The organism is Ruegeria sp. AJ12, from assembly GCF_056536245.1.
The window spans coordinates 1,512,381-1,529,379 of record NZ_JBQFJJ010000001.1 but is presented as its reverse complement, the minus strand read 5'-3'; the positions used below and the strand labels follow the sequence as shown (position 1 = coordinate 1,529,379).

General features: G+C 58.5%; 19 protein-coding genes. 3 read left to right on the top strand and 16 right to left on the bottom strand.

From position 1 onward, the window contains the following. Window positions 1–18: 18 nt before the first annotated feature. The 10 genes from ACR3E0_RS07760 to ACR3E0_RS07715 form a co-directional block, all read right to left on the bottom strand. A complete protein-coding gene (locus tag ACR3E0_RS07760) occupies window positions 19–726 on the bottom strand; it encodes a c-type cytochrome (RefSeq protein WP_480477768.1) in 708 nt (235 codons plus the stop codon). Between the two features lie 2 nt (window positions 727–728). Then, on the bottom strand, window positions 729–1,772 hold the full coding sequence (locus tag ACR3E0_RS07755) for a c-type cytochrome (protein ID WP_480477766.1): 1,044 nt from the start codon (window positions 1,770–1,772) through the stop codon (window positions 729–731). Continuing rightward, window positions 1,756–3,027, bottom strand: a complete 1,272-nt coding sequence (gene soxC, locus ACR3E0_RS07750) for a sulfite dehydrogenase (protein ID WP_480477764.1) — start codon at window positions 3,025–3,027, stop codon at window positions 1,756–1,758. The genes ACR3E0_RS07755 and soxC overlap by 17 nt, the downstream gene beginning before the upstream one ends. Window positions 3,028–3,096: 69 nt before the next feature. Next, entirely contained in the window at window positions 3,097–4,794 is a 1,698-nt protein-coding gene (soxB, locus tag ACR3E0_RS07745) for a thiosulfohydrolase SoxB (RefSeq protein WP_480477762.1), read from the bottom strand. A gap of 87 nt (window positions 4,795–4,881) precedes the next feature. Continuing rightward, window positions 4,882–5,727 carry a sulfur oxidation c-type cytochrome SoxA gene (gene soxA, locus ACR3E0_RS07740; protein WP_480477760.1) on the bottom strand — a complete coding sequence of 282 codons (846 nt, stop codon included), beginning with the start codon at window positions 5,725–5,727 and terminating at the stop codon, window positions 4,882–4,884. Between the two features lie 70 nt (window positions 5,728–5,797). Further along, window positions 5,798–6,127: a thiosulfate oxidation carrier complex protein SoxZ gene (gene soxZ, locus ACR3E0_RS07735; RefSeq protein WP_480477758.1), complete on the bottom strand. Its 330-nt coding sequence runs from the start codon at window positions 6,125–6,127 to the stop codon at window positions 5,798–5,800. A 34-nt stretch (window positions 6,128–6,161) separates the two neighbouring features. Beyond that, window positions 6,162–6,578 (bottom strand): thiosulfate oxidation carrier protein SoxY, encoded by a 417-nt coding sequence (soxY, locus tag ACR3E0_RS07730; protein WP_480477756.1) that lies wholly within the window; start codon window positions 6,576–6,578, stop codon window positions 6,162–6,164. Between the two features lie 46 nt (window positions 6,579–6,624). Next, window positions 6,625–7,101 (bottom strand): sulfur oxidation c-type cytochrome SoxX, encoded by a 477-nt coding sequence (gene soxX / locus ACR3E0_RS07725; protein ID WP_480480978.1) that lies wholly within the window; start codon window positions 7,099–7,101, stop codon window positions 6,625–6,627. Window positions 7,102–7,230: 129 nt separating this feature from the next. Continuing rightward, a complete protein-coding gene (locus ACR3E0_RS07720; RefSeq protein WP_480477754.1) occupies window positions 7,231–7,809 on the bottom strand; it encodes a thioredoxin family protein in 579 nt (192 codons plus the stop codon). Between the two features lie 14 nt (window positions 7,810–7,823). Then, complete coding sequence (locus ACR3E0_RS07715) at window positions 7,824–8,564, bottom strand: cytochrome c biogenesis CcdA family protein (RefSeq protein ID WP_480477752.1); 741 nt, start codon at window positions 8,562–8,564, stop codon at window positions 7,824–7,826. An 80-nt stretch (window positions 8,565–8,644) separates the two neighbouring features. On the opposite strand from ACR3E0_RS07715, the gene ACR3E0_RS07710 reads away from it, so the two are divergent. The 3 genes from ACR3E0_RS07710 (at window position 8,645) to ACR3E0_RS07700 (ending at window position 10,530) form a co-directional block, all read left to right on the top strand. Beyond that, a complete protein-coding gene (locus ACR3E0_RS07710; protein WP_480477750.1) occupies window positions 8,645–9,019 on the top strand; it encodes a hypothetical protein in 375 nt (124 codons plus the stop codon). Between the two features lie 122 nt (window positions 9,020–9,141). Next, a complete protein-coding gene (locus ACR3E0_RS07705; protein ID WP_480480976.1) occupies window positions 9,142–9,426 on the top strand; it encodes a metalloregulator ArsR/SmtB family transcription factor in 285 nt (94 codons plus the stop codon). 42 nt (window positions 9,427–9,468) lie between these two features. Further along, complete coding sequence (locus ACR3E0_RS07700; protein WP_480477748.1) at window positions 9,469–10,530, top strand: YeeE/YedE family protein; 1,062 nt, start codon at window positions 9,469–9,471, stop codon at window positions 10,528–10,530. Here ACR3E0_RS07700 and ACR3E0_RS07695 read toward each other — a convergent pair. The 6 genes from ACR3E0_RS07695 to ACR3E0_RS07670 all read right to left on the bottom strand — a co-directional run bounded on the left by ACR3E0_RS07695 (window position 10,527) and on the right by ACR3E0_RS07670 (window position 16,998). After that, complete coding sequence (locus ACR3E0_RS07695; RefSeq protein ID WP_480477746.1) at window positions 10,527–12,254, bottom strand: SulP family inorganic anion transporter; 1,728 nt, start codon at window positions 12,252–12,254, stop codon at window positions 10,527–10,529. The two genes, ACR3E0_RS07700 and ACR3E0_RS07695, sit on opposite strands and share 4 nt — an antisense overlap. An 8-nt stretch (window positions 12,255–12,262) precedes the next feature. Continuing rightward, window positions 12,263–12,418 carry a hypothetical protein gene (locus ACR3E0_RS07690; RefSeq protein ID WP_480477744.1) on the bottom strand — a complete coding sequence of 52 codons (156 nt, stop codon included), beginning with the start codon at window positions 12,416–12,418 and terminating at the stop codon, window positions 12,263–12,265. A gap of 3 nt (window positions 12,419–12,421) precedes the next feature. After that, window positions 12,422–13,285, bottom strand: coding sequence for an MBL fold metallo-hydrolase (locus tag ACR3E0_RS07685; protein ID WP_480477742.1), 864 nt, complete (start codon window positions 13,283–13,285; stop codon window positions 12,422–12,424). 236 nt (window positions 13,286–13,521) lie between these two features. Then, window positions 13,522–14,313: a citryl-CoA lyase gene (locus ACR3E0_RS07680; protein ID WP_480477740.1), complete on the bottom strand. Its 792-nt coding sequence runs from the start codon at window positions 14,311–14,313 to the stop codon at window positions 13,522–13,524. Further along, window positions 14,310–15,497 carry a CaiB/BaiF CoA transferase family protein gene (locus tag ACR3E0_RS07675; RefSeq protein WP_480477738.1) on the bottom strand — a complete coding sequence of 396 codons (1,188 nt, stop codon included), beginning with the start codon at window positions 15,495–15,497 and terminating at the stop codon, window positions 14,310–14,312. The genes ACR3E0_RS07680 and ACR3E0_RS07675 overlap by 4 nt, the downstream gene beginning before the upstream one ends. Next, window positions 15,487–16,998: a tripartite tricarboxylate transporter permease gene (locus ACR3E0_RS07670; protein WP_480477736.1), complete on the bottom strand. Its 1,512-nt coding sequence runs from the start codon at window positions 16,996–16,998 to the stop codon at window positions 15,487–15,489. The genes ACR3E0_RS07675 and ACR3E0_RS07670 overlap by 11 nt, the downstream gene beginning before the upstream one ends. Window position 16,999: the final 1 nt, after the last annotated feature.

The window sequence follows — 16,999 nt, the reverse complement described above, 5'->3', positions numbered from 1 at the left end:
TCCTCCCCTATTGCTCTGTCACTCTGGATTGTTGAAGTAGGCGGCCAGTGCCGCGATCTCGTCATTGCTCAGACGTCCGGCAATCATCTGCATGACCGGGTGCCGGCGCTGTTTTTCCTTGTAGGCGTGCATGGCGACAACAAAATCCTCGTCAGGCCAGTAGACGATAGACGGGATGCCGTCGTCATTGCCTTCGATCTGGTGGCATGTCGTACATTCGCTGCTGAGATAGGCGCCGTATTCAGGATCTCCTTGAATGGCCAGAATCTCAGGATCAATGGAATGGTCCGTACCTCTTGCAGTTGGATCCGCTTCGGGGATGTCGCGCGGGTTGTCAGAATACACGCGCAGAAACGCGATAACGTTTGCCCGGTCCTCGGGGTCTTTGAGACCGCGAAAACTCATGCGGGTTCCCGAGGCAAAGGCCCGCGGGTTCTCGATATAGGCCGACAGAGTGTCCGCGTGCCATTCCAGGCCCGAGTTTCCGGCACGGACAAGGCTTTTTGAGTACTTGAACTCTTCCAGCCCCGCAGCTTTGCGCCCGAACACCCCGTTCAGGTGCGGACCGATTGTGTTTTGCGCCCTGGACCCAACCTGATGGCACCCCTTGCATTTTTCGAACACCGCTTTTCCGGCCTCTGCGTCCCCGAGGTCTTCGGCCGCGTTGGACACCGAAGCCAGCGCCCCCGCGACCAAAACAACCGCTATACGGGTCAGCCGGTGCATGATCAGCTTCCGAAGGACCGGAGATAGACGATCACGGCCTCGATATCATCCTGTTCCTTAAGCCCGGCAAACGACATCCGAGTGCCTCTCATGTAAGCCTTGGGCTTTGCCAGGAAGGCCGCCATTTCCTCGTGGGTCCAGACCAGGCCCTCTTCGGCTGCGGCTTTCATGGCTTTTGAGTACTTGAAGCCTTCCACCGCGCCCGCATTGGCCCCGATGATGCCATTCAGGGCCGGGCCGGTGCGATCCTTTGCCCCTTCGCCGACCTGATGGCAGGCCTTGCATTTGTTGAATACCTTTTCACCGTCTTCCAGCAGTTCCGGGTCGAGCGTCGCCACGTCCACAGCTGCCTCTTCGACCGTTGCCTTGGCCTCTTCCTGTGTAACTGGTTGTGTATCGGTGCCTGAGGCGTCGGCCTCCTCGGGTGTCACGTCCAAGACGGCCGCGCGCATCGTGATTTCAACGCTGTCTTTGCAGTCCGACATGCAGGGCTCGTCGGTCCAGAAATGCGCCTCGGCGGTCTCGCGGTCATCTAGGACAAAGCCATCGGCATTGGGCAGTTCGACATCCAGGAAGTTGTCTTGCGACAGTGTGAACTCATCATCCACAATGTCATTGGAATACAGAATGTAGGCCACAATCGCATAGACCTCGTCCGGTTCAAGAGACTGTGCATCGCCAAACGGCATGGATCGGTTTACGTAATCCCAGACCGTTGACAGGTAAGGCCAGTAAGACCCCACGGTCTTCAACGGGTCCTTGTCCGCAAGCGTGCCCTGCCCCCCGGCCAGCTTGGGCCAGTTGCCCACGCCTTCGGCAAAGTCGCCATGGCAGACGGCGCAATAGTCGGCAAACACCTCTTCTCCGGTGAACACGTCACCTGATCCTTCCGGCAATCCGGTTCCATCCGGGGCGACATCCAGATCCCAGGCCGCGATTTCCTCGGGCAAGGCGGGGCGGCCGAGCCCCATCTTTTCCGCAAAGGCCGGCGCGGCCATGCAAAACCCCAAAGCCGAGGCGACAGCCAGCTTATGATACTTCGACATTTTCCGCCTCTCCGTTTTCCTTGATCCACCAGGTCTGGATGCAATTGTTGTGGTAAATCGAGTTCTCACCGCGCACGTCGCGCAGCTGCGCCTTGCTGGGTTGTACGTAACCGGTCGAGTCCTTGGCGCGCGCCTGCAACAGCATCTCGGACCCGTCCCAATTGTGATCCAGATAGAACCGCGTCAGCGCCTTGTCGGTCCCCGGTGCGGCCAGACGCGCTGGCATCCAGTTCTTTCCACCATCCACCGACACGTCGACACCGGTGATCGCGCCGCGGCCAGACCAAGCCAGGCCGGTGATCACCAGCGGTCCCGGTCCATGGGTGATCGGTGCCTGCGGGCTGGGAGAGGTGACCACAGACTTGGCGTCCATGACCCAGGTCCATTTGCGCGACGTGCCATCCTCAAGCGTATCCGTGTACTTGGACGTCTCTTCCCGACTTTCGATCGCCATCTCAGTGACTTCGACACGACGCAGCCATTTGACCCACATGTTGCCTTCCCAGCCGGGAACAACCAGACGGACGGGGTAGCCGTGTTCCTTGCGCAGGGCCTCGCCATTGGCCTTGAACGCGACCAATACGTCATCCAGCGCCTTTTCCAACGGGATCGAGCGCCCGTTTGAGGATGCATCCGCACCCTCGACATAAACCCATTTCCCCTCCGGCTTAACGCCTGCTTCTTCCAGCAAAGCGCGCAGCGGGACGCCGGAATACTCCATATTGTGGATCATGCCATGGGTGAACTGCGCGCCATTGAGTTGCGCGCCTGCCCACTCCATGCCGGTGTTGGCGGCACATTCACAGAAATACACCCGGTTTTCCCGCGGGAACCGCTCAAGATCTTCGTAGGTGAAGACAAGTGGCGTGTCGACGAGGCCGTTGATCATCAGCCTGTAATCCGCCTTGCTCAGTTCAATAGCCCCGGAATGGTGGCGCTCAAACGCGCACCCTTGCGGCGTGATCGTTCCGTCCAGCGCATGGATCGGGGTGAAGTTGATCGAACTGATCGTATCCGCCGTCAGCCATTCCACATTGCGGCGCACGACATCGTTTTCGAACTGGATCGGCAGACCGTATGGCGTGGCGTCCACGCCTTCGCCGGTTGCCTGCGCCCATTCCTGCACCTGTGTTATCAGCGGATCAGGTCCGGCGGCGCGGGCAGCACTTGCGCCAACGGCCCCGACTCCGACGGCGGCTGCGCCACTCAGAAACTGGCGGCGCGAGGGCGCGTTTCCTTTGGGGCTTTCACTCATCTGGTTTGCCTCCATTGCTCGATCAGCAAATCTCGTTTTATGTTCCATGGTCCGTCTCAGGTCTCTGCATCAGGCTCCGACAACCTCGACCGAGGTGTTCTGTTCAATAGTCACGGTGCCCTGGTTGCGGATGTGATTTTCGACAACCTCCCAGATCGGCGGACCTTCGGTGCCTTCGTTGACACTGGCCCAGCCGGCCACGACATAGGTCCTGGCCGGGTCAATCGCCTCGCCGGTTTTGAGCAGCGTCATGTTGCTGATCCGCTGGCCCTGCGGCTTGGTCACGTCGATCTGGAATCCTAGACCGCCGACGCGCACCATATCGCCGCCCTGCTGGTAGTAGGGATCAGGGTTGAACAGGTTGTCACCAACGTCTTCGAGAATGACATGGATGAATTCCCCGGTCATTTCAGTGCGGTAGGCATTCGGATAGGTCATCGAGGTGACGTTCCAGATGTCCTCGCGCGTGATGTTCTGACCCGGCAGGACCGACGGCCCCCAGCGCACGCCCGGTGACATGGCGATCTCAGCGTCCCGCTCGCTCAGCAACGCATCGCAGATCAGGTCATCCCAGGTGCCGTTGAAGTTTCCCCGGCGATAGAGCAACGAGTCGGTCTTCCCGATGACCTCGGTCAGGACCGCCTCATAAGGTGCGCGCTGTTCATTGATAAGGGCGGTGATCGCGGGGTCCGGCGCAATCACATCCGAAAAGATCGGGATCAGCTTGTGTCTGAGACCCATCATCTGCCCGTCGCGCACGTCCAGATCGACGCGGCTGACGAATTTCCCGTTGGACCCGGAGGCGATGATATGTGTCTGGCCGACCAGAACCGGCTCGGGCAGTGCGTCATGGGTATGGCCGCTCAGGATCACGTCGATCCCTTGCACGCGTCCGGCCATTTTCTTGTCCACGTCAAAGCCGTTATGGCTAAGGACCACGACCACATCTGCGCCGGCATCGCGGACTTCGTCCACCATCGCCTGCATGTTCTCATCGCGTATCCCAAACGAGTATTCGGGGAACATCCAACCGGGATTCGCGATCGGCATGTAAGGAAAGGCCTGACCGATGACGGCAACCTTTGCGCCGCCGCGATCAAAGAATTTGTATGGCTTGAACAGCTCCGCCGGTTCATCCCATTCCGCATCAAAGATATTCTGGCCGAGAGCCGCGTAAGGCAGCCCGTCGACGATTTCGTTGACCCGGTCGCTGCCCAGTGTGAATTCCCAGTGAAAGGTCATCGCATCGGGTTTAAGCGCGTTCATGACATTGACCATGTCCTGGCCGGCAGTCTGATAGCAGGTGTAGGACCCGTGCCACGTGTCCCCGCCATCCAACAGCAAGGCGTCGGGCCGGTCGGCACGAATTGCGTTGATGACAGTCGAAACCCGGTCCAGCCCGCCGACGCGGCCATATGTCTTGGCCAGCGACGCGAAATCATCGTAGGTCAACGCATAGGCGGACGGGCTGCCATCCTCGATCCCATAGGCCTTGCGAAACGCCGCACCTGTCACATGCGGCATCTGACCCCGCGCGTCGCCGATGCCAAGGTTCACTTCGGGTTCGCGAAAGTAGATGGGTTTGAGCTGCGCGTGGATGTCCGTGATATGGATCAGGCTGATATTGCCGAAGGTCTCAAACTCCAGCAACTGATCCTGGGTCAGGCTCTGCTGTGCCGCCAGCCGGGCCCAATTACCAAAACCGGACGATCCATACAGGGCCGAAGCCGCCATGGACACCTGAAGAAAATCACGTCTCGAAATCATCTATCGTCTCTCTAAATTCACATCTAAATGTGTGAATATTAAGGTTGCGAGCTACCCACGCCCAGTTTACGGGGCGCGGGTTCAGTATTACTGCCGTACTGCAGGTGTTTCGACAGAAAGGCCGTTGCCACGCGAAGCGACATAAAGTTCCAGCGCACGGAACTCGTCGGATCCCTCGGCAAAGGTTTCCGCGCGCGTATCACGAATGCAGCCGCGGAACCGGTTGTGCCGCGAGATGAGCTTTGCCTGTTTCAAACGGTAGGTTGGGAACCCATTCACCATGCCCTGGCTCAAATGGTCGGCCCGGATCATGTTGCCCCAGTTTTCTTCGTGGCAATTCGCGCAGCTCAGTTCTAGCTGGCCATAACGGGTGTAGTACATTTCTTTGCCCTGCTCCCAATACGGTGCAGCCGGACCGTCGATTGCCACATTCATTGGCATACCGCGTGACTGAAGCCCAATCAGCGCGACCATGGCCTGCATGTCGGCGCCCGACCATTTCCAGGGTTCGGCCTCCATACGCTCGGTCCGGCAAGTGTTGATCAGATCTTCCATCACGACAAGTTTGCCGCTTTCGGCATCGACCTTGGGCATCGAAGCCTGCAGGCCTTCAAAGCTTTCGACCCCATCGTGGCAGGATGAGCAACTGTTGCCCGCCGCACCGTCCACGGTTTCAAAAGCATCGGCGCCCTGATCCACAAAGATCATTGCGGGGTTATCAAAATCGTCGATCTGCAGGGCCTGCGTTTCGTCGGTGCGGAAATGCCAACCCGAATAGATCGTGTCAAAGCTTTCAACATGGTCCGGCGCCTTGGTCACCGAAACCATCTCGAGTTCCTCATTGATGACAAGGTTGTCTTCGTCCGGCCCGGCAAACGACACTGCGGGAACGGCCAAAAGTGCCGCGACCGCCGAAAGTATTTTGTTATTCATTGCGTTCCTCCCTTGGTGGACCAGCGCCCGCCTTTGCAACGGGCGCTGATCTGCCTTAGCGGTCGAGCCGTCAGGCGATCTCGATCGATTTCGTGGTGTCGTAGACGGACCCGTCGTCGTCATACCAGGTGAAGACAAACTCACCGGCTTCGGGCACGGTGGCCTCGAACTGGAAATAGGGATTGGTCGAAATCGCGGGTTCCAGCGTCACGTCCACAACCAGCTCTCCGTTAAACTCGCAGGTAAAACGGTTGATGATCGAACGTGGAATGACGTTGCCTTCTTTGTCCTTGCGCTGACCGCTTTCCATCTTGTGGCTGATCAGAGTCTTGATCGTGATTGTTTCGCCAGCGGCGGCTGTCTTTGGAACCTTGACGCGGGGTTTTACACCGGATGCCATTGGGTGATCTCCTGTTCTTCAGGGTGCGGGGCGATCAGCCGCCGCAGCCGCCGATTGTGACTTTTACGGTTGCCGAGGCCTTGGCAAAACTGCCATCCGCCATCTTGGCCACCGCGATGACATCCTGCGTTCCGGCAAGACGAATGCGGGTCGACGCAGCCTGATCGGCAGCCAGTGGCCCAAAGTTGAAGGTCGCGACACCCGGCTCGGGGTTTCCGGCTGCCACAATCAGGATCGACACGGCCCCCGGAGCGCTGACTTCGATTGGAACGGTATTGCCGTTTTCGGCGATTTCCGGTGCGGTCAGAGTCACGCCACCATCGGCCATGTCCGCACCGCCCGTGAACGCTGAAATCGCGTCCTCGGCAGCCGCATTTGCGCGAAACGGCATCAATGCCAAAACCGCAGCACCCAGGCCCAGGGCCAGAGTCTCGCGACGAGAAAGCTCCATTTTCAATCTCCTTTGAATCCGTATGTGATCGCGCCCTAGCGCGCGACTATTGCTCTTTCAGGGTCGCCAGAAACGCGACCACGTCTTCGATTTCCTGTGCCGTCAGAATTGTGCTCAGCGGGCCGGAAGGCGCTTTGCCCGTGTAGGCATCGCCCGGGCGGACATAACCATCATCCTTGTAGAACGCGGGCATTACGGTGCCTTCGAAAGTGACCTTGGCGTTTGCAACCAGACCCCGTAACTCCGCTTCGGTCCAACGGTCGCCGGCCCCGTCCAACATCGGGCCGACCTCGCCATGAAACGGAATATCCGCAAGCGCCGTGACCTCATGACAGGCCACGCAATTGCCCTTGGATTTTTCACCGACGATGAGCGCACCATTCGCCGGATCACCGGCTGTACCTGTCAGAGATATCTCGATTGCACCGTAGTCATCGAACTTAACATCTTTTGGCTCCGTGCTGCCTGCAGCGGCGGCTCCTCCTGCCAGCGCACAAACCAATGTCAGATTTAGTAGCTTCATGATCCCTCCCAGTCGCAGCCGCGCCCAGAGCGCGGCGATCCAAAGCCTTTGTGTACAGTAGTCCACGAAGCGGACCAGTCGCAACATTAAATTCATCTTTGTGAATTTTTTTATTTGTTTCAGGGCTGATCAATCAGACGAAGCATTGTTACGCTCTTGAATGCGGCGCGCGTGATACCGCTGAAAATCCTCACCGTTTTCAAGCGCGTACCGTTCTTCGCGCACCCAGGTAAACAGGTCCATGGTCGTGCTCTTGGAAAACGCTCCGGGCATCACGGCAACGGCGGCTTCGACTGCCGTGGCATCGTCCGGCACGTTTTTTGGCAGAAACACCAGGGTGGGCGTAAACAGAATCCCCCATTTCCGCGCCAAGGCCCGTTGTTCGGCCTCTTCCCCATCGGTATCGACAGCCGTTGTGCTGCCGTGAAGGTCCAATTGAACGACAAAGAAATTCTCTTCGATATAGTCCGATAGATCGGGCTGCGGGAAAACCTCTTCATGCATTTTCTGGCAATAGATGCAGCCCTGCTGTTCGATGAAGAGAACCAACCTTTTGCCTTCCGCAGTCGCCTCGTCCAGGTCCTCGCGCAGGTCTTTGAACGTGTCACGCATCCATGGCGTTTTATGCAGACCATCATCACCGAGCTCGGCAGCCGAGGCGAACCCGGCGACCAACCCGGCCGTCAACAACGCAATCACTTTTTTCATGTCTCCCTCCCTGTTCAGCCAATCGTTGCCATCCATGGCATGTAGTCCAGCATCCACTGCGCCACCTGGTTCATCGAATTGGTGGCAATCAGAACCCCAAACAGAATCAACAGCCCGCCCATCGCCTTTTCGATCCTGCCCAGATGTTTTCTGAAATGCGCCATCCACCGCATAAACGGTCCCACAAGGAATGCGGCCAGCACAAAAGGCGCGGTCATTCCGACCCCGTACACAAACAACAGCCAAGCCCCGCGTAGGGCGGTTTCCGTCCCAGCCGCCGTAAATAGAATGGCCGCGAGGACCGGCCCGACACAGGGTGTCCACCCAAAGGCAAAGGCCAGTCCCAGAATGTAGGCGCCGGTCAGACCGACACCGGAAGTGTCCCCTACATCTGCGCGCAACTGCCGATACAGAATTCCGATTCGGATCACACCCAGAAAATGTAGCCCCATCGCGATAATGATCGCGGCGGCGATCCAGCGAAGAACGTCAAAATACTCCCGAACCAGTTGTCCAAACACCGACGCGGTCGCGCCAAGGGCCATAAAGATCGTTATAATCCCGGCCGCAAAAGCCAGGGCGGATAGTGTTGCCCTGCGCCGTATATGGGCCGGTATCTTTGCCTCTGCCGAAATCTGTCCCATCCCGACACCCGCCAGATAACTGAGGTAAAACGGGACAATCGGCAGGATGCATGGCGACAGGAAGGACAAGAGCCCGGCGATCAATGCCCCAGCAAGTGTTATGTCGAGCATGGTCAAACCCGTCCTTGCACGCTATTATTCACACATTCAAAAATATTGAAGTGTATAGCCACAGTCAATCGGAGCCTGCAATGCGTCCCCTCCTATCACTTTTGTTCGCTGTGGCGGTTTATGTCTTGCCCGTGGCGTCAAAGGCGGAAATGACCCTGCTGATGGCCGAAGAAGACGGCTGCATCTGGTGCGCGCGCTGGGACAGCGAGATTTCCGAAATCTACCCCAAGACACCCGAAGGACGCACAGCACCGCTGCGCCGCGTGGACATTCATGATCCCACACCCGAAGGCGTCACTCTGGTTCGGCCGCTGCATTTCACTCCGACTTTCGTCCTGCTGGACGACGGCCGCGAGGTGGGTCGGATCGAAGGGTATCCGGGCGAGGACTTTTTCTGGGGTTTGCTGGGTGTGCTGCTGGATGACGCAGGGATAGCTCTCGAGAACTCTGGCTAAATCGCGGTAAATTACATAAAATGTTTTGAATACGTGAAGCCGAAAGTGAGGCGAACTTGTTGGAACAACCTGCAAAGCTGCCTGTGTTCTCAAAGGATCTGTGTGCCGAGGATCTGGACAGGATGATGGAAAACGCCCAGAAAGCGTCGAATTTCCTCAAGGCGATCAGCCATGAGGGAAGGCTCATGATCCTGTGCTATTTATCGTCGGGCGAAAAGTCAGTAACCCAGATGGAGGAAATGCTGTCGGCGCGTCAGGCTGCGGTGTCACAGCAACTGTCGCGACTGCGTTTTGAGGGTTTGGTCAAGACGCGACGTGAGGGCAAAACGATCTACTACCGGCTTGCCGATGACCGGTCGACACAGATCCTTGAGGTCGTCTACGACCTGTTCTGTCGGGAAGACTAAGCGACCGGGTGTGACGCTGCCAGCTTTGGGAGGAGACTGGCCATGTTCGAGTATTTGGGGGACGCCAATTCCGTCGCGCTGATTGGATTGGTTGGGGGAATAGTGCTTGGCCTTGCCGCACGTATTGGCCGGTTTTGCACCCTAGGCGCGATCGAGGATTATCTCTACGCGAATGATGATCGTCGCTTGCGCATGTGGGCCGTTGCGATTGGGGTTTCGATCATTGGGTGCCACATCGCCATCGCAGTCGGTTGGCTGGACGCGACAGGCACCGCGTATCTCGCCCAATCCTGGAACCCGCTCGGATCGATCATCGGCGGGCTGATGTTCGGTTACGGCATGGCAATCAGCGGAAACTGCGGTTACGGCGCCCTGGCACGCCTGGGCGGCGGCGACCTCCGTTCCTTCGTCATCGTCCTGACCCTGGGATTGTCCGCATATGTCGCCATGTCAGGGCCTTTGGCCTATTTCAGGGTCTGGCTGTTTCCGGTCGAAATGGATCTGAGCCAGCCGCAAAGCATCAGTTTCCTCGTCGAACGTATCAGCTCCTTTCCCCTGGAAGTGACAGGCTTACTGATCGGAGCTGCCTTGATTGTGTTCGCACTAGCCAGCGACAGGTTTCGAAAAGCGCCTGCGCAGGTTCTGTGGGGTGGCGCGGTTGGTCTGGCCATCGTGTCGGGCTGGGTCGGCACCAGTTGGGTCGCTACACACGGGTTTGACGGCGAACCGGTACAAACCCACACCTTTGCAGCACCACTGGGCGACACGATGTTTTATCTGATGACCGCATCAGGGACCACCTTGTCCTTCGCGGTTGGGTCGGTCGCCGGAGTGCTGATCGGGGCGTTTCTCGGGTCCTGGTCCAAAGGCCATTTCCGCTGGGAAGCCTGCGAGGACCCGCGCGAACTCAAGCGGCAGATGCTGGGTGCCGCAATCATGGGTCCCGGAGCGATTATTGCCGTTGGGTGCAGTGTGGGACAGGGCATTTCAGCCTTCTCCCTGCTGGCCTACAGCGCGCCGGTCACGTTTGCGGCAATCTTTGCCGGTGCCGCACTTGGGCTCCGGCAACTTGTAACCGGGTGGTCTTTGACCGCCGAGCGCTAGGGTACCGAACCCGGGGGGCGGCTTTTCTGTAGTGCGCAATCGGCTTCGTACTGGCTGAGGAACACCTGGCCGGACAAATGCTGAATGAAATCTGTTCGCTTCAGCCGGTCCATAACCGGGCCCTTTACCTCGCTCAGATGCAACCTGATCCCGGCATCGTTCAGCCGGTGGCAGATTTGCTCAAGGCTTTCCAGCGCGGACGCGTCGATGAAATTGACGGCCGGGCACATCAGGACGACGTCCCGGATGTCCGTATTCAGAGAGACCAGATCATTGATCGTGTCCTCAAGAAACCGCGCGTTGGGAAAATAAAGGCTTTCATCAACGCGGACCGACAAAACACCCGGCGTCAGTTCCACCTGATGACGTTTGATGTTCCTGTAATGCTCGGTTCCCGGAACCCGCCCGACAACGGCCACATGCGGACGTGCGGTGCGGTCCAGAAACAGAACCAATGACGACAAAACACCGATTGCAATTCCGATTTCGACCCCTAGCGCCAGCGTCCCGCCGATTGTGCCCAACATCGCCGCGAAATCTGACTTGGAATAAGACCATGTGCGCCGGATCGCCCCGACATCGATCAGCGACAGAACGGCCACAATGATTGTCCCGGCCAGCGTGGCCTTGGGCAGGTAGTAGAGGAACGGGGTCAGAAAAATCGTCGCACAGGCAATCCCAATTGCCGTTAACGCCCCTGCCCCGGGCGTTCGCGCACCGGCATCAAAGTTCACGACAGATCGCGAAAACCCTCCGGTGACCGGAAACCCGCCGGACACGGCGGACCCGACATTGGCCGCCCCAAGGGCCACAAGTTCCTGGTCGGGGTCGATCCGTTCGCGCCGTTTGGCCGCCAGCGTCTGTGCGACCGAGATCGTTTCGACATAGCCGACAATTCCGATCATCAGCGCCGGCACAAGCAGGGTGCCCCACAGTTCAACGTCGAAACCGGGCAAGGCCGGACGCGGTAGCCCACGTGGTATGTCTCCGACAACGGAAACACCGGACTGTTGTAACCCGAACGCCCAAACCGCAAGTGTTGTTGCAACCACGGCGACAACCGGGGCAGCCTTGGACAGGCTGCCTGCAAGTTTCGCGGGGATGCCGAGACGGACCAGCGCCGGTGTCAGGGCACGGCGCGCCCAAATCAGGAACCCGATAACCAGCGCGCCGATTGCCAGCGTTGCAAAATTCGCTTCCGCGGCACCTGCAATAGCGCTTTTCGCCTGCTGGACAACGTTGTGGCCCTCGATGCTGATGCCAAGAACATGTTTCATTTGCCCAAGGGCGATGATCAATGCACTGGCGGTGATAAAGCCCGAGATCACCGGATGGCTCAGAAAATTTGCGAGGAAACCCAGTTTCGCGATCCCCATTGCGATCAAGATAAGACCAGAGATCAGGGCCAGAACGATCGCAGCCCCAAGATATTCCGGGGTGCCCCGAACGGCGAGTTCCCCGACTGCTGAGGCCGTCATGAGCGAGGCCACCGCCACGGGCCCCACGGCCAAGGTCATTGACGTGCCGAATACTGTGTAGATGACCAACGGCGCAATTGACGCATACAATCCGATTTCCGGTGGCAGCCCGGCAAGAAGGGCATAGGCCAGAGACTGCGGGATCAACATGATGGTGACAATCACAGCCGCAACAGCATCTGCGGCCAGTGCGTCGCGGCTGTAACTTGGGGCCCAGTTCAAGATGGGCAAAAAACGCGAACGCATCGCAGACCTCATTCCAGCCAGTAATTGCGGCTCAAACCGTCGGTCATCGCGGCAACGGGCCTGCAATCTTCGATGACGCACCTCTTGCCCGCGAAACGGACGGCGGTGCCTGATCCGATGATCCGGCACACGACGTTGCTGTACGCGTAGCTAAGGTCACTCATCGCTCAGAGCTTGTTCACGGGAACCTTGAGATATGTGTTGCCGTCATCCTCAGTCGGCGGCATTTGACCTGCGCGCATGTTCACCTGCAGCGATGGCAGGATCAGCTTGGGCATCGGCAGCTCAGAATCGCGCTTGTTTCGCAAAGCGACAAACTCCGCCGCGCTGCGCCCTTGCCCGACATGTTTGTTCAGCTCTTTTTCGGCGGCAATGGTCGTTTCCCATGCATAAGTTTCGCGCCCCGGAGCCTTGTAGTCGTGGCCGACAAAGACACGCGTCTCATCCGGCAATGTGAACAGCTTTTGGATCGAGGCATACAGTGTCTCTGCGGACCCGCCGGGGAAATCCGCGCGCGCCGTTCCGAAATCAGGCATGAAGAGCGTGTCGCCGACAAACGCCGCATCGCCAATCACATAGGTCAGGCAGGCCGGCGTGTGGCCCGGTGTGTGCAACACAAAGGCCTGGATGGTGCCGACGTTGAACGTGTCCCCTTCTACAAACAGTTTGTCGAACTGGCTGCCATCGCGCTGGAATTCCGTTCCGGCGTTGAAGATCTTTCCGAATGTGTTCTGAACAACTGTGATCTTCTCACCGATGCCGATCTTTCCGCCCAGCTTGTCCTGCAAGTACGGAGCGGCACTCAGATGGTCGGCGTGAACGTGCGTTTCCAGTATCCAGTCGACGGTCAGGTCGTTGCTGCGTACATAGTCGATGATTTCATCTGCGGATTGAAAGCTGGTCCGGCCCGAGGAATAGTCGAAATCCAATACGGAATCGACGATAGCGCAATGCTTGGTCTCGGGATCGATCACAACGAAGGACGCTGTGCACGTGGTTTCGTCAAAGAACGGTGTGACGTCTGGTTTCATTGTCTCACTCCAGTTGATCTGCATTCGACATATTGTAAAAACTGAATATGTCAATGCACACCTGAAAGAAACATCAAAAAATGTGAAGTTACATCAAATACTTATGTTTGACCTACGGCGCTGATCGCAGTTTGCCCTGACGCCAGACACGTCCCTGACCAAGCGGGATTTACCTATAGCTGAAGATCGGAGTGCCCGATCTGCTGATCAGGCGACCGTGCAGATCATCCGGCGCGCTATCCTTCAGACGTTTTGCCGGTTTCACTGCTCAAATACGTCCAGCGATAGCCGGGGGGCGTCGGCCCCTTGTTGCGACCGCCCTGCTGCATCTGTTCCCAGGCATGGGCCAGGATGCCAACCGAGCGAGACAGGCAGAACAACCCGCGTGCCAGAGGCGGCGCAAAGCCCAATTCCGCAAAAATTACGGCTGTGGCGCCATCAATATTCATCGGGATCGGCTGTCCGGTCCGCCGCGCAAGCTCTGTTTCGACAGACATTGCGATCTGCCGAAAGCGACCCTCACACGCCCCTGCTGTCTCCGCCTCTTCCACCAATGTCATGAGACGCGGCGCGCGGGGGTCAGTGGGCTTGTGAAACCGGTGCCCGAAACCAGGCAGAATCTTTCCGTGAGCGACAATCCAGTCTCCAATCGCAGCATCGATACCGCCCGGATGCGCCGCAACAAAATGATAGAGCTCTACGGCCTGTTCCCCTGCCCCGCCATGGATGTCGCCCAGCATGTTCACCGCGCTTGCCATCGCATTGTTCAGCGGCAAACCACAAGTGACGGCCATGCGCGCCGTGGCGATGGACGGGGCCTGCGGACCATGGTCGACGGCGGCAACCAGAGCAGCCTCGAACAATTTCACTTGCGCAAGGGATGGCTTGTCGCCCCGGACCATCAGCCAGATCATTTCAGCGAAACCAAGCTCTCCGATCAGGTCCTGAATCGGGTATCCGCGCAGTGCGATGCGACCGGGCTCCATGTCGATGATTGCGGTTTTCCACCAATCGGCAACATCGCTCATATGACCCCCTCCTGTCTGAGTAGTTCTATTTCTTCTGCGCTCAGACCCAGTTCGGACAAGATTGCATCATTGTCGTCCCCGAGTTGCGGGGGTGCGGTTGCAGGCAAGCGGCGTTGGCCATCCATAACAACCGGGCTGCCGGCAAGTTGCAGGTCCTCGCCCTCAACCTGCAACGTTCCGATCAGCCCGCGATCCGCAAGCTGAGGATCCGACAGCGCCTGAGGAACCGACAAAACCCGCCCCGCTGGCACACCCAGAGTGTTCAGTTCACGCACCCAATCCTGTGCCGGGCGTCTCTTTAAGGTGTTTTCCAGTTCCTCGCGCAACCCATGCCGATTTCTTTTCCGGTCCTCGCGCGTGGCGTAGTCGGGATGATCCAATAGGTCTTCCCGCCCCAGATGCTGCGCAAGCGCCTGCCATTGCCCGTCGCGATTGGCGGCAATGTTGATGGGGCCGTCCAAGGTTGCAAAGGTACCCGAAGGGGCCGAGGTCGTGTTCTCATTGCCATGCGCCTCCGGCGCAGCGCCCCCGACCAGGTAGTTCGACACAACCCAACCCATAGTCGAAATCACCGCCTCGGACATGGCGACGTCCAGAAAGGCACCGCGCGGGTTGGCGTTCAGCGCCGCAGAAATCGCGAAGGCCGCCGTCATCCCGCCCACAGTATCCGCGAGCGGGTACCCGACCCGGTATGGTGCCGTGTCAGCCGCGCCTGTGATCGACATGACACCACTGACGCCCTGAACGATCTGATCATACGCGGGATCATCGCGGCGCGGCCCATCCTGTCCAAACCCACTGATCGCGCAGTAGATCAGGTTTGGGTTCTCCTCCCGCAAAGCATCATAGCCCAGTCCCAACCTGTCCATGACGCCGGGCCGGAAATTCTCAACAACCACGTCAGCCGTCCGAACCAGCCGCTTGAGCAGCGCTTTGCCCCGCTTGGATTTCATGTCCAGTGTGATGGATTTCTTTCCGGCGTTCTGCGCCAGAAAGCTGATCCCCATACCTGCCTTGTTGCGGTCCGGGTCAACGCCGAGTTCGCGGGCGAGATCTCCGCCACCGGGGCGTTCAACCTTGATCACCTCGGCCCCCATCAGCGCCAACTGATAGCAGCAATAGGGGCCGGCCAGAACGTTGGTCAGATCAAGAACCCGCAGCCCCGCCAGAGGCTCAATCGCCATCCGCTATACCGGCCGCACGGGCCCGCGCACGGCGCGCGCGATAACTTGGCAGAAGAACCAGAAGAGCCGCAATCACCAGAAGGCCCAGAGTCATCGGACGCTCCCAGATAAAGGCAACACCATCATAGAGCTGCATCGAGCGCGAAAAATTGTCTTCCATCATGCCGCCAAGGATGAAACCGATCAGCAGCGGCGCCAAGGGATAGTCTGCGAACTTCAACGCCGTGGCACACACCCCAAAGCCAACCAATATCAGCAGCTCGGTGGCGTTGTTCTGCCCGATATAGGCCCCCATCAGGGTGAAGAAGAGAATGAAAGGGATCAGGTAGTTGCGCGGCACCGCCAGCACCTTGGCGATGTAGGGAATCAATGGCAGGTTCAGGATCAGCAGAACGAGGTTGCCGATAAACATCGACATGATGACCGCCCAGAAAATCTGAGGCTCATCCACCATCAGCCGGGGGCCGGGTGTGACGTTCAGCGCAATAAGCGCACCGAGCAGAATGGCCGTCGTGCCGGAACCGGGAATACCGAGGGTGAGCAACGGCACAAACGAGCCGGTGCAGGCGGCGTTGTTGGCAGCCTCAGGCGCGGCAAGACCCTTGATCGAGCCTTTTCCGAACTCGTCCTGCTCTTCCTTCGGTGCAATGTTTCGCTCAACCGCATACCCGAGGAAGCTGGCAATTGTTGCCCCCGCCCCTGGCAGGACGCCGATAAAAAATCCCTGCACGGACTGGCGACCGATGACGGGTGTAATCGCCTTTGCTTCGGCGCGAGTGACGCGCAGGTCTTTGATCTCGCCGTCATCCCCCTGCAGGTTCTTGGGCTTCAGAACCAGGAACAACGCCTCGGGCAAAGCAAACATCGCCATGGCGAGCGTGATAAAGCCAAAGCCAGACTGCAGATCCATGATGCCCATGGTAAAGCGCGGCAGATTGAACAGGGCACCTTCCCCAACTGTGGCCATGATCAAGCCCAAAACGGTCATGATGATGGCCTTGGCCACCTGCCCGGTGCCCGCAAATGCCGCAATGGCCGACAGACCAACGACCATCAGCGCAAAGTACTCGGCGGAATGGAACAGCAGCGCCACAGACGACAAGGCCGGCGCAAAAACCATCAGGAGCAAAGCGCCCAGTGTTCCCCCAGCAAAGCTGGCAATCGCTGCGACCGTGAGCGCTTTGCCGGCCTTGCCTTGTCTCGCCAACGGATAGCCGTCGAAACTGGAGGCGACGGTGCCCGCGACCCCCGGCGCGTTCAACAGGATGGAAGAGGTCGAGCCCCCAAAGATTGCGCCGTAATACACACCGGCAAGCAAGATCAGAGCGGCCGAAGGATCGCCCATCGAGATGGCGACCGGGATCATGATGGCGATGATCGACATCGGCCCCAGGCCGGGCAGCATTCCAATGAACGTGCCGATAAGGCAACCGGCAATCACCATCAGCAGGTTTTGGATGGAGAAGGCTGTTTGCAGGCCGATCAGAAGTCCTTCGAGCATA

What these genes read in the sequence shown, in the direction of transcription:
- ACR3E0_RS07760 (WP_480477768.1), bottom strand. Translation starts at nt 726, where the DNA reads ATGCACCGGCTGACCCGTATAGCGGTTGTTTTGGTCGCGGGGGCGCTG.
- ACR3E0_RS07755 (WP_480477766.1), bottom strand. Translation starts at nt 1,772, where the DNA reads ATGTCGAAGTATCATAAGCTGGCTGTCGCCTCGGCTTTGGGGTTTTGC.
- soxC (WP_480477764.1), bottom strand. Translation starts at nt 3,027, where the DNA reads ATGAGTGAAAGCCCCAAAGGAAACGCGCCCTCGCGCCGCCAGTTTCTG.
- soxB (WP_480477762.1), bottom strand. Translation starts at nt 4,794, where the DNA reads ATGATTTCGAGACGTGATTTTCTTCAGGTGTCCATGGCGGCTTCGGCC.
- soxA (WP_480477760.1), bottom strand. Translation starts at nt 5,727, where the DNA reads ATGAATAACAAAATACTTTCGGCGGTCGCGGCACTTTTGGCCGTTCCC.
- soxZ (WP_480477758.1), bottom strand. Translation starts at nt 6,127, where the DNA reads ATGGCATCCGGTGTAAAACCCCGCGTCAAGGTTCCAAAGACAGCCGCC.
- soxY (WP_480477756.1), bottom strand. Translation starts at nt 6,578, where the DNA reads ATGGAGCTTTCTCGTCGCGAGACTCTGGCCCTGGGCCTGGGTGCTGCG.
- soxX (WP_480480978.1), bottom strand. Translation starts at nt 7,101, where the DNA reads ATGAAGCTACTAAATCTGACATTGGTTTGTGCGCTGGCAGGAGGAGCC.
- ACR3E0_RS07720 (WP_480477754.1), bottom strand. Translation starts at nt 7,809, where the DNA reads ATGAAAAAAGTGATTGCGTTGTTGACGGCCGGGTTGGTCGCCGGGTTC.
- ACR3E0_RS07715 (WP_480477752.1), bottom strand. Translation starts at nt 8,564, where the DNA reads ATGCTCGACATAACACTTGCTGGGGCATTGATCGCCGGGCTCTTGTCC.
- ACR3E0_RS07710 (WP_480477750.1), top strand. Translation starts at nt 8,645, where the DNA reads ATGCGTCCCCTCCTATCACTTTTGTTCGCTGTGGCGGTTTATGTCTTG.
- ACR3E0_RS07705 (WP_480480976.1), top strand. Translation starts at nt 9,142, where the DNA reads ATGATGGAAAACGCCCAGAAAGCGTCGAATTTCCTCAAGGCGATCAGC.
- ACR3E0_RS07700 (WP_480477748.1), top strand. Translation starts at nt 9,469, where the DNA reads ATGTTCGAGTATTTGGGGGACGCCAATTCCGTCGCGCTGATTGGATTG.
- ACR3E0_RS07695 (WP_480477746.1), bottom strand. Translation starts at nt 12,254, where the DNA reads ATGCGTTCGCGTTTTTTGCCCATCTTGAACTGGGCCCCAAGTTACAGC.
- ACR3E0_RS07690 (WP_480477744.1), bottom strand. Translation starts at nt 12,418, where the DNA reads ATGAGTGACCTTAGCTACGCGTACAGCAACGTCGTGTGCCGGATCATC.
- ACR3E0_RS07685 (WP_480477742.1), bottom strand. Translation starts at nt 13,285, where the DNA reads ATGAAACCAGACGTCACACCGTTCTTTGACGAAACCACGTGCACAGCG.
- ACR3E0_RS07680 (WP_480477740.1), bottom strand. Translation starts at nt 14,313, where the DNA reads ATGAGCGATGTTGCCGATTGGTGGAAAACCGCAATCATCGACATGGAG.
- ACR3E0_RS07675 (WP_480477738.1), bottom strand. Translation starts at nt 15,497, where the DNA reads ATGGCGATTGAGCCTCTGGCGGGGCTGCGGGTTCTTGATCTGACCAAC.
- ACR3E0_RS07670 (WP_480477736.1), bottom strand. Translation starts at nt 16,998, where the DNA reads ATGCTCGAAGGACTTCTGATCGGCCTGCAAACAGCCTTCTCCATCCAA.